10 protein-coding genes are annotated in these 11,055 nt (G+C 56.5%); 8 read left to right on the top strand and 2 right to left on the bottom strand.

What is annotated here, in order from left to right; genetic code table 11:
• The 8 genes from K5905_RS16905 to K5905_RS16870 all read left to right on the top strand — a co-directional run.
• A partial coding sequence (locus K5905_RS16905) for a S8 family peptidase (protein ID WP_297585931.1) occupies positions 1-837 on the top strand: 837 nt, incomplete at its 5' end.
• Between the two features lie 11 nt (positions 838-848).
• A complete protein-coding gene (locus K5905_RS16900; protein WP_297585930.1) occupies positions 849-2,009 on the top strand; it encodes an MBL fold metallo-hydrolase in 1,161 nt (386 codons plus the stop codon).
• 20 nt (positions 2,010-2,029) lie between these two features.
• On the top strand, positions 2,030-3,229 hold the full coding sequence (locus K5905_RS16895) for a DUF2235 domain-containing protein (protein ID WP_297585928.1): 1,200 nt from the start codon (positions 2,030-2,032) through the stop codon (positions 3,227-3,229).
• 137 nt (positions 3,230-3,366) lie between these two features.
• Positions 3,367-5,115 (top strand): sigma-54-dependent Fis family transcriptional regulator, encoded by a 1,749-nt coding sequence (locus K5905_RS16890; protein WP_297585926.1) that lies wholly within the window; start codon positions 3,367-3,369, stop codon positions 5,113-5,115.
• A 163-nt stretch (positions 5,116-5,278) separates the two neighbouring features.
• Positions 5,279-7,078: an NAD(P)/FAD-dependent oxidoreductase gene (locus K5905_RS16885; protein WP_297585924.1), complete on the top strand. Its 1,800-nt coding sequence runs from the start codon at positions 5,279-5,281 to the stop codon at positions 7,076-7,078.
• 342 nt (positions 7,079-7,420) lie between these two features.
• Positions 7,421-8,359 carry an ADP-ribosylglycohydrolase family protein gene (locus tag K5905_RS16880; RefSeq protein ID WP_297585923.1) on the top strand — a complete coding sequence of 313 codons (939 nt, stop codon included), beginning with the start codon at positions 7,421-7,423 and terminating at the stop codon, positions 8,357-8,359.
• Between the two features lie 117 nt (positions 8,360-8,476).
• Complete coding sequence (locus K5905_RS16875; RefSeq protein ID WP_297585921.1) at positions 8,477-8,794, top strand: heavy metal-binding domain-containing protein; 318 nt, start codon at positions 8,477-8,479, stop codon at positions 8,792-8,794.
• Positions 8,795-8,803: 9 nt separating this feature from the next.
• The gene (locus K5905_RS16870; protein WP_297585919.1) at positions 8,804-9,394 is read left to right on the top strand and encodes an N-acetyltransferase; all 591 of its coding nucleotides are present in this window, start codon (positions 8,804-8,806) and stop codon (positions 9,392-9,394) included.
• Positions 9,395-9,483: 89 nt separating this feature from the next.
• Here the strand turns inward: K5905_RS16870 and cysK are convergent, their stop codons facing one another.
• The gene (gene cysK / locus K5905_RS16865; RefSeq protein ID WP_297585917.1) at positions 9,484-10,443 is read right to left on the bottom strand and encodes a cysteine synthase A; all 960 of its coding nucleotides are present in this window, start codon (positions 10,441-10,443) and stop codon (positions 9,484-9,486) included.
• Between the two features lie 143 nt (positions 10,444-10,586).
• Positions 10,587-11,055 (bottom strand): HAD-IA family hydrolase (locus K5905_RS16860; RefSeq protein WP_297585916.1); only part of this gene is annotated, 469 nt, incomplete at its 5' end.

Genomic DNA, 11,055 nt, shown 5'->3' with positions numbered 1-11,055 from the left:
GTCGATCACAATCCCGACGTTCCGGACAATGATCATGGAACGCATGTGGCGGGAATACTGGGGGCTGATTGGATCGAAGACCTCGATCACGAAAACAAGGAGCCGCTCCATTCCCGAACGAGAAAATTGCGCGGGGTCTGTCCTGATATCAACCTGATAGATGTGCGTGTGTTCCGCGATGACGGGCGCACCGATGAGTTTGAGTTGTTGGCGGCCATCCAGTATCTGCGCTGGATGAACTCACGAGCGGGCACCATGCAGGTTCACGGCGCCAATCTGAGCCTGTCGCTAATTCACGAAGTTCGCCGGTTCGCCTGTGGACGGACACCTATTTGTGACGAATGCGATGAAGCGGCGGCTGCCGGCATGGTGATCGTGGCTGCGGCGGGCAATCGCGGGTTCGAAATGCAGGAATTCGAAGAAGTCCGATCCACAGACAGTTATCGTTCGGTTTCCATCACGGACCCGGGCAACGCCAATGGTGTGATCACCGTGGGGGCAACACACCGTAAAAGACCGCATGAATACGGCGTTAGCTATTTCTCCAGCCGGGGCCCTACCGGTGACGGGCGACTGAAGCCGGACGTTGTCGCCCCGGGCGAGAAGATTTATGGCCCGACACCTCACAACAGAGCGGAATATAAAGACGGAACCAGCATGGCTGCGCCCCATGTCAGCGGTGCTGCAGCCATGCTCATGGCGCGTCACACAGAGCTTATCGCCCAACCGGAGCGGATCAAACGTATCTTGTGTGAGACAGCGACCGACTTGCAGCGCGAGCGGTACTTTCAGGGCAATGGCTTGGTCGACATTCTGCGCGCGCTTCAATCTGTCTAGGAGGTACCAACATGGCGGACTTGACACTGCGTGCCATCAAGGCGAAACATGGCGATTGCCTGCTGCTCTTCGCTGAAGACGCCACGGTTCTGATCGATGGCGGTCCTTCCGGCGTCTACAAACGCTTCCTGCGAGATCAGCTTGAATCGCTGCCGAAAAACGGTGACGAACCTCCCCTGATAGACCTGATGATGGTCAGCCATATCGATGCCGACCACATCGACGGTATCCTGGATCTTACCGATGAGCTGATTGAGGCCCGCAACGAAGAGCGTGATCCAATCGTCGATATCCGCAGGGCGTGGCACAACAGCTTTGCAGACACGATTGCAAAGATCACCGGAGCCGGCGTTTCCTCCTCACGTGGAGACGCTGCTTCGCTCGCCAGTGCGCTGGACGAAGTGGATCTTGGTGATTTTGATCCGCATGACAGCAAGCTGGTGCTTTCCAGTGTCGGTCAGGGCCGGCAGCTTCGGTTGGATCTCAAGGCACTCAACATTGATGTCAATCAGCGTTTCAAAGACCGGTTGGCCGTGTTGGGCAATGCCGCAGGCCCCTGGCAATGTGGCGCGCTCAGCCTGGATGTGATTGGTCCGTCTCAGGAGCAGGTCGATGACCTGAAGAAAAAGTGGGCAAAGGATCTGAAGAAGATCCTCAAGAAGGAAGCCGATGCCAAAACGGCGGCTCATAGCATGGATACGTCGGTCTCAAACCTGGCATCGATTGTCGTTGTTGCCGAAGCCGGGGGTAAAACAGCTTTGCTGACCGGCGATGCGCGCGGAAAAATGATCATGGACTGGCTTGAGAAAACCGATCGCCTTGCTCCCGGTGGTTCAGTTCATTTCGATATCCTCAAAATGGCGCATCACGGCAGTGACAGGAATGTAACGCCGGAGTTTTTTGAGCGTGTGACAGCGGACCACTATGTGTTTTGTGGAGACGGCAAACACGGCAATCCGGAACCCAACACGCTCAAGATGCTGTTCGAAGCGCGCCCTGACCTGGCCTACAAAATTCACATGACCTACGATCCGGACGAGATCAAAACCCATAAGGAATTCAAGAAAGAGGGACTGATTGCAAAGCTGGATGAAGTGCTCTTTGCACCTGAACGCAGAGCTGTTCTCAACTTTCCCGCGGACGGTGAAACACACATCGATATTTCTGTTTAATTGCTTTCAAGGAGGAGATTGTGGCCGATCGACTTATCCTTTGCCTCGACGGGACATGGAACAGCTCATTCAATGTTCATGAGCGAGACGACAAGACCACCGTCCTGAAACCGACAAACCCGTTGAAACTGGCGCGCGCGGTATGGCCTCAGGATCCCGGTGACGGCACACGCCAGATTACCTATTACGATTCCGGGGTTGGCGCTCAGGGGCTTTATCCTGGTGTAAGCAACAAGCTGCTCAACTTTGCGGACAGCAAGCTCGGAGGCGGTTGGGGAGCAGGCTTTGAGGCCAATATCGAACAGGCAACAACCTTCATTTCCAACAATTATGCTGAAGGAGACCAGATCTATGTGTTCGGCTTCAGTCGAGGTGCAGCGCAAGCGCGTGGACTGACGAATTTCATTTCGTGGCTGGGCGGCGTACCAGCAAAAGGTGACGCCTACTACATTCCGATTTTTTTCCGTCATTATCTTGAAAAAGGCGGAGGTGGAAGCCCGCTGGACATCAGGAACTCCCGCGGGGAAGCGCCTGCCGAACGAATGATGCCCATCAAAGTCACGTATCTTGGTGTGTGGGATACGGTTATGGCGCTTGGGTCGCGATTTCGGGCGACAGGTGGAACGTCCGTGTCGGAAAAATCATTCCATGTCCGCGAAAAACCCGCAGACTGCGTCCTGAATGCCCGCCAGGCGCTGGCAATCGATGAAAAGCGATACGACTTCCGGCCTGAGATCTGGCAGGACAGCGGGAGCGATCAGACTCTCGAGCAACGCTGGTTTGCCGGTGCGCACGGAAATGTGGGTGGCAGTTATGGCGATGACGGCATGGCCAACATCGCGCTTCACTGGATCGTTGACGGCGCAAAGGCGCTTGGACTGGCCGTTGATGAGCGGTTTCTCGGCAAATACAGGCCGTATGTACAGGACGAGATAGGTGACACCCACACCTTGACTTACAGAGCCATCGAATTGTTGAGATTCAGGCGCGGTGAAGGATTGCGGGAAATCGACGGTCATTCCCAAGCCGCCAATCTGTCCATCGATCCCACGGTGATCAAGCGCATGTGCAGCGATCCGTCAAAACACAAGGAGATGTCGGAACGCTACAGACCCCAGCAGGTGGTCGAGATTGCAAGGAAGCACAAGAATGACAAGGAAGGGTTCTTGAGAAGTTTCGGCTTGGATCCGGATGAATTTGAGTTCCCGGACGACATCTAAGGCATATCCGGTGCCTTGAAACTTGCCGCAATGCCTGCCGCGCGGTTTGAGCGTGCCCGACTGACCCTGTGACATCGCAGATTTTGCAAAGCTGACCAGTCAAGCTATCGTGATGCGCAATGCCAAGGGAGGATGGCATGCGCGATCTGGAACATGTCAGTGAAATCGACCGTGTCCTGAGAGGATTCGAGACCGGGCGGGACGGGCTCGTCGCCGCAAGCTGGAAGCGCTGTGTCGAAGCCTATGGCATGGACCCGTCCCGTCCCGAACCGGCCCATATCGTAACCGAGCAGCAACTGCGCGAACATCAGGAGCAGTCCGAAAGGCTGGTCGCAACCGCGCGCTCTGGTTTGCAGACGTTGTTCAAGCAGGTGGCCGGTCACAATTATGTCCTGTTGCTGGCGGACGCCAAGGGAATTTGCGTCGATTTCTTCGGTGATCCACGTTTTGAAGAGGACCTTCGCCAGGCCGGTCTGTATCTGGGTTCGGATTGGTCGGAAGATCTGGCGGGGACCTGTGGCGTGGGATCCTGCCTCGTGACGGGTGAAGCGGTTACAATTCATCAAAGCGATCATTTCGGACTGTCGCATACGCCGCTTTCCTGCACGTCCGCACCGATTTACGACACCAATGGCAAGCTTGCAGCCGTTCTGGACATATCTCTTCTGCGGTCGCCCAGCCCGAAATCCAGCCAGAACCTTGCAATGAACCTGGTCAGGGCGTCGGCACGCCGGGTGGAAATGGCAAATCTCATGGCGACGACACGCCGCGAATGGGTGTTGCGCTTTTCCACGTCCGCCGAATTTCTGGAAGTGGATCCCGAGGCCGCCGTCGCGCTAGACGATGCCGGACGGATCACCGGCATGACACGCGGTGCGCTGGAGTGCCTTGCTCTGGAAGGTTCTGCCAACCTGATTGGCAGCCGCATCGACATGCATATGGATCTGGATATCGATGACCTGCCGGAACTCATGCGCGGCCGGCCACCGGAGGAACGGGTTCTGAGGTTGCGAGACGGAAGGGGCCTCTACGGTCACGCGATCGCACCTCAGTCTGTCCGGTTACCGCGCAGCCAGACCGAAAGGAATCTACCGGCACCGCTGCGCAGTTTCTGTGGTCCGGACACGGCACTTGCACAAGTCGTCGCAAAGGTGGCCAGACTGGCTCCGACCCAGGTCCCGATCCTGCTGGTCGGTGAAACCGGAACAGGCAAGGAATATCTGGCAAGGGCCATTCACGTTCTGGGGCCGGCAAACCGGTCTTACCACGCACTTTGCTGTTCTGCGCTCAAGAACGAGAAGGTTGAAGAACTCTTCGAAGCCGGTGCAGGAACAGTCTTTCTGCGCGGCATAGAAGACCTGGACGAAACGGGTCAGCTGGCCATTCTGGCTCTGCTTGAGTCTCGAAGCGACCTTCGTGTCATCGCGTCGACGCGACATGATCCGTCATCATCTGGCAACATTCAGGCGATCAGGCCGGAACTTTATTTTCGTCTTGCCGGGTCAGTGGTTGCGATTCCTCCGCTTCGACACCGGCGGGATTTCGACTGGCTGCTGGAAAGGCTGCTGAGGCGGTCGCCAAGGGACTTCCGTCTGTCACCGGCAGCGCGCGCGGAGTTGAGCGGGCGCTCCTGGCCCGGCAACATACGCGAGCTTTCCAATGCGCTTGATGTTGCCATGATTTTGGTGGAGGGCTCCGTGATCGATCTTCCTGATTTGCCGCCACCGCCGATGTCGCGGCACATGACCAGTAATCCCGATGAGGATCTCGAGGAGTTGCTGGATGCCTGCGGGTGGAACATGGCGCAGGCAGCACGGCGGCTCGGAGTGAACCGGTCGACAATCCTCAGGCGAATGCGAAAGGCCGGATTGGCGCGCAAAGACTGAGAAGTAAGGTGTCGGAACCTTCTGATACCTGTGTTGCACGCTGTTGCGCGCGCAACGGAAAAGCAGAAATGTTTTGCCGAACAATCAAATTCAGCATGCGCGCGATAGCGTAGCAGCGGTGTACCCTGCGATGCTTCCCCATCTGAACAGTGGGAGGAATGCAATGCTCGACACACCTTTGGTTCATCAGACCGAGACCTTTCTCAAGACATTCGGTGAAGCGCTTGAAAGCGGCAATATCGACAAGGCGACTGAGCTGTTCCAGGACGATTGCTATTGGCGGGATCTGGTCGCCTTCACCTGGAATATCAAAACAGTTGAAGGCAAGGACCAGGTCCGGGACCTGTTGACCCGGCAATTGGCGACAACAGCGCCGTGCAACTGGCAACTTGCTGACGGAGAAGTGCCGACCGAAGAAGGAGGTGTTGTCACGGCGTGGATCCAGTTCGAGACGGAACTTGCCCGCGGATACGGTCTTGTCCGCCTCAAGGACGGCAAGATCTGGACGCTGTTGACAACCATGGTGGAACTCAAGGGCCATGAAGAACCCAGAGGATTCCAGCGGCCCTTGGGGGCAAAACATGGTGTGGGTAAACACAGGACCACCTGGAAGGAAGAACGGGAACGCGAACTGTCCGAACTCGGCTATGCCACCCAGCCTTATTGTCTCATCATAGGTGGTGGTCAGGGAGGGATCGCCCTGGGTGCGAGACTGCGGCAATTGGGTGTTCCCACGATCATAGTCGAAAAAAACGACCGACCCGGAGACAGCTGGCGCAACCGGTACAAGTCGCTGTGCCTGCATGATCCGGTCTGGTACGACCACCTGCCATACATCAAGTTTCCGGAAAACTGGCCGATTTTCAGTCCCAAGGACAAGATCGGCGATTGGCTCGAAATGTACACCAAGGTCATGGAGCTGAACTACTGGACGTGCACAGTTGCGAAATCCGCCAGTTACGATGAGCAGGCCGGGGAATGGACAGTTGTCGTCGACCGGGACGGCGTAGAGGTAGTTTTGAAGCCGAAGCAACTGGTTATGGCAACCGGTATGTCGGGAAAGGCAAATGTACCGGTCTTTCCGGGGATGGAAACGTTCAAGGGGGACCAGCATCATTCGTCTAAGCACCCGGGGCCTGACAGTTATCGGGGCAAGAAAGCGGTCGTCGTTGGCTCCAACAATTCGGCGCACGATATCTGTGCGGCTCTCTGGGAAAACGATGTCGATGTGACGATGGTTCAACGGTCGTCCACCCATATCGTGAAATCGGACACGCTGATGGACGTTGGCCTGGGCGCGCTTTATTCAGAAGAGGCTGTCCGCTCTGGAATGACGACCGAAAAAGCCGATCTCATTTTCGCCTCCCTGCCCTACCGCATCCTGCACGAATTCCAGATACCGGCTTATGCCGAGATGAAGAAACGTGATGCAGACTTTTATGCCGGGCTTGAAAAGGCAGGCTTCTGGCTTGACTGGGGTGACGACGACAGTGGCCTCTTCATGAAATACCTGCGCAGGGGATCTGGATATTACATCGACATCGGAGCGAGCCAGCTGATCATCGATGGTGAAATCAAGCTGAAAAGAGGACAGGTAACGGAAGTTTTCGAAGACGGTCTGAAATTGGATGACGGATCCAGCCTGGAGGCCGACCTGATCGTATACGCAACGGGCTATGGCTCCATGAACGGATGGGTCGCCGATCTGATGGGGCAGGATATGGCGGACAGGGTCGGCAAGGTCTGGGGTCTGGGGTCGGAGACAACCAAGGATCCGGGTCCCTGGGAAGGAGAGCAGCGCAACATGTGGAAACCGACCCAGCAGGAAGCGCTCTGGTTTCATGGCGGCAATCTCCATCAGTCGCGCCACTATTCCCAGTTTCTGGCACTTCAACTGAAGGCACGGATGGAAGGATTACCGACGCTGGTCTACGGGCAGCAGGAAGTTCATCACCTGTCCTGACCACGTTCTCGCAGTATTGCTGATGCTGAAAAGTGCACACCGGGGGGCGGATGCCTCCCGGTTTCTTGAATGTGTTTCTTGCCGGCCAGGGTTTGCAATCCCATGTCTTTGATCGGAGTTTAATCAGGAGACGCAGCATGCTGGTGACAACGATGAATTCGGTTGGGGCAAGGACATTGACTACAAGGGTCTGGTGAGAGCGAAGCCATTCTTGCTGCCAAACCGTTCAAGGATCTCTTCGCCGGAATACGGATATGCTGGCAATGAACTGCTTGGTCCGGATACAGGAGAAAGAGATTGCAGATAACTTGTGAAGGAACAAGAGACCGGGCCCGAGGCTGCTTGTTCGGGCAATTGGCCGGAGACTCACTCGGTTCGCTTGTCGAATTCAAAAGCGCTTCACAGATAGCAAAACTCTACCCCGATGGTGTTCGGGATCTAAAGGACGGTGGCACCTTTAATCTTATTGCGGGCCAGTCTACTGATGACGGCGAGATGGCCTTGGCTCTTGCAAGAACCATTGTTCAAAATGGGACGTTCGATCGGGGCAGCGTGGCAGAAGCATATATTCGCTGGTGGATGTCCGCACCATTTGACATCGGGTTTACGACAAAAAGCGGAATCGTGGCGCTGTCGAACGGACGAATGCCAACCTCCGACAGTCAGGCAAATGGGGCGCTGATGCGTGTCAGCCCGATCGGCGTATTCGCGGCGGGTGCTCCCGCGCTGGCTGCAACAGCCGGAGCGTTGGATGCGGAACTGACCCATCCCCATCCCGTCTGTCTGTCCGCCAATGCCGCCTTTACGGCGGCAATTGCGGTGGGCATTGCCGGTGCGGATGCCCAAACCATGTGGCAGGCGGCAACCGAGTATGCGGACTACCACCCCGGATCTGAAGCGGGAGCAGTAGCTGTTCGCGAACGTCTGGAATTGGCAAGAATAAGTCCGCCTCGCGAATTCTACGATAATATGGGGTGGGTGCTGACGGCGTTTCAGAATGCCTTTTATCACCTGCTGTCCGGTGAAACTCTCGAAGAAGCAGTGGTCTGGACGGTCGGCAAAGGGGGGGACACTGACACCAATGCGGCAATCTGCGGTGCATTGCTGGGAGCAGTTCAGGGACGGACGGCAATTCCTGGTCGTTGGATCGACGATATAGAAGCTTGCCGGCCATCGGAAAAAGCTGATGTTGTACACCCGAGGCCTCACGAATATTGGCCGGCAGACGCCAATGTATTGGCCGAAGCGCTTCTGTCAGCGCGGCTGCAAGAAGTGTCCTGAATTCGGATTCGATATCAGCTCGCTCAAATCCAACGGCACCTTGACCGATTGATCATTCTTGCATTGCCTCAAGCTGGATCCCATGTCTTCGAACGGAGTTCAATCAGGAGACACAGCATGCTGGTGACAACGACAAATTCGGTTCAGGGCAAGGACATTGACTACAAGGGCCTAGTGACCGGCGAAGCCATTCTCGGGGCCAACCTGTTCAAGGATATCTTTGCCGGAATACGGGACATCGTTGGTGGACGGTCGGCGGCTTATGAGGAAGAACTGGCCAAAGCACGCCAGATTGCACTTGATGAAATGTGCTCCCGTGCTCAGGCACTCGGCGGCAATGCCGTGATCGGCGTCGACCTGGATTACGAAACCGTTGGCCAGAACGGCTCCATGCTCATGGTCAGCGCGACCGGAACCGCTGTCTACGTCCGTTAGAGACCTGAAGTGCCTTCAGAATTTCAAATCGAAAGAGGATTTCCCGAGGATCAGCGCGCGGTGGCAGGTCGTCTTTTCTGGCAGGCCTTCCGTGGAAAGCTCGGCAAGGTCCTGGCACCGGAGGTGAAGGCACTGCAATTGTGCGAGCGATTGTTGAACCCGGAATTTGCGCTGAGCGCTCTCGCAGAGGACGGAGAGTTGCTCGGCATGGCCGGATTCAAGACAAGCGAAGGGGCGCTCGTTGACGGGACACTGGACGATCTTCGCAGTGTTTATGGCCTGTGGGGTGGTTTCTGGCGGGGCTTTGTGCTGGATCTTCTCGAGCGGGAAACCTCGCCGGATCAACTGCTGATGGATGGGATATTCGTTTCCGCGAACGCCCGTGGCCAAGGCATCGGCAGGGCACTGTTGGAGGCTGTTTGCGAAGAGGCAACACAGCAAGGTCTCTCAAGTGTCCGTCTGGATGTGATCGACACCAATCCGCGTGCCAGGGCACTCTATGAACGCGCTGGCTTTGAAGCCGTGTCCACGGAGCAAACCGGCCCGTTCAAACATCTTTTCGGGTTTTCGGAGGCCACACGTATGGAAAGGCAACTGTAGCGAAAGACCTTTTTCATAAAGGCTGCGCCTCAGTTGCTTGTCCGTTCAATCAACCCTGCGGATCAGATGGCCCGCAGGGTGGAGTGGACCTAGAGCCCTTCGAACAGGGCGGTCGTCAGGTAGCGCTCGGCAAAGGACGGGATGATCACGACGATGTTCTTGCCGTCCATCTCGTCGCGTTGCCCTACGCGGATCGCCGCGGTCAGAGCTGCACCGGAGGAAATACCGACCGGGATACCTTCCGTTTTGGCAACCTCCCGGGCCAAGGCAAAGGCATCTTCGTTGGCGATTGTCTGGACTTCGTCGAAAACGGACGTGTCGAGAACGCCGGGAACGAACCCTGCACCAATTCCCTGGATTTTGTGCGGGCCGGGGTCGCCGCCGGAAAGAACAGGACTGTCTTCCGGTTCAACCGCAACGACATGCAGGTCAGGTTTACGCTGTTTCAGCACCTGAGACACGCCGGTGATTGTGCCGCCAGTGCCGATGCCGGACACAAAAACGTCGATCCCGCCATTTGTGTCGTTCCAGATTTCCTCTGCAGTGGTGTTGCGGTGAATTTCCGGATTTGCCGGATTTTCGAACTGCTGCGGGATCACCGCATTGTCGATGTCCCGAACGAGTTCTTCAGCGCGGGCAATGGCGCCCTTCATTCCTTTCGGACCTTCGGTGAGTTCCAGTTCGGCACCCAGGATCTTGAACATTTTGCGCCGTTCCATGGACATGGTTTCTGGCATGACAAGGATCAGCCTGTACCCCTTTGCGGCAGCGACAAAGGCCAGCGCGATGCCTGTATTGCCGGAAGTCGGCTCGACCAGGGTGGTTTTGCCCGGCGCGATCTTGCCGTCTTGTTCCATGGCCTCGATCATGGCGACGCCGATACGGTCCTTGACGCTGGCAATCGGATTGAAGAATTCAAGCTTGGCAAGCAGATTGCCTTTGACACCGTGGACCCTGGCAAGACGGTCCAGCCGCACGATCGGCGTATCGCCGATGGTTTCGGTAATGGAAGAATAAATCTTCCCTCGGCCGCTGGTCGTCATTGTCATGGCTGTCTCCCTGGCTGGACGGGTTGTGTTCCCCCGCGTCTTTAAGTGTCTCGGTCGGCTAAGATAATATGGCCAACACGAAGTTATAAGGGGTTCAAAATGTCTTTGTATGAGCCCCGGTAAAACCTTTTTCCAGAAAAGCCCTAACTGTTGGAAAAGAGAAGATCCGGCAGCTCTGACATGCGCTCAAACAATATGCCGCCAGCTGCGGTCATGGCTTCCCGGTCGCAGGAGGGGTCTTCGACAAACGCGAAAACGCGCATTCCGGCAGCTCTTGCCGCCATGACACCGGGTACGCTGTCCTCGACAACAACGCAGGTCCCGGGTGCATGACCCATGGTGCGCGCTGCAAGCAGAAAGACATCGGGAGCCGGTTTGCCCTGTTCGCAATCCTGAGCAGAGAACAGTTTTCCTTCCAGGCGCGGCAGCAGGCCGGAGCTGCCAAGGGTTGTCCGCATCTTCTGATACTTGCCTGAAGATCCGACACAATAGGGAATTTCACGTCGATCCAGTGCGTCCAGGACCGCTTCAATCCCCTCAATCGCAGGGACGCCGGCCTTGAAGCTTTCAAGGTCTCGAAGGCGAACCTGCTCCGGCCAATCGGCCGGCAAA

It is taken from the genome of Roseibium sp., assembly GCF_025698965.1.
Classification (GTDB): domain Bacteria; phylum Pseudomonadota; class Alphaproteobacteria; order Rhizobiales; family Stappiaceae; genus Roseibium.
The sequence above is the reverse complement of the archived record's forward strand: the minus strand, read 5'-3'. Positions and strand labels throughout refer to the sequence as shown.

Bases quoted from the DNA above. Each gene is read 5' to 3' on its own strand.
- K5905_RS16885 (WP_297585924.1), top strand. From the start codon at position 5,279: ATGCTCGACACACCTTTGGTTCATCAGACCGAGACCTTTCTCAAGACA.
- K5905_RS16890 (WP_297585926.1), top strand. From the start codon at position 3,367: ATGCGCGATCTGGAACATGTCAGTGAAATCGACCGTGTCCTGAGAGGA.
- K5905_RS16875 (WP_297585921.1), top strand. From the start codon at position 8,477: ATGCTGGTGACAACGACAAATTCGGTTCAGGGCAAGGACATTGACTAC.
- K5905_RS16900 (WP_297585930.1), top strand. From the start codon at position 849: ATGGCGGACTTGACACTGCGTGCCATCAAGGCGAAACATGGCGATTGC.
- cysK (WP_297585917.1), bottom strand. From the start codon at position 10,443: ATGACAATGACGACCAGCGGCCGAGGGAAGATTTATTCTTCCATTACC.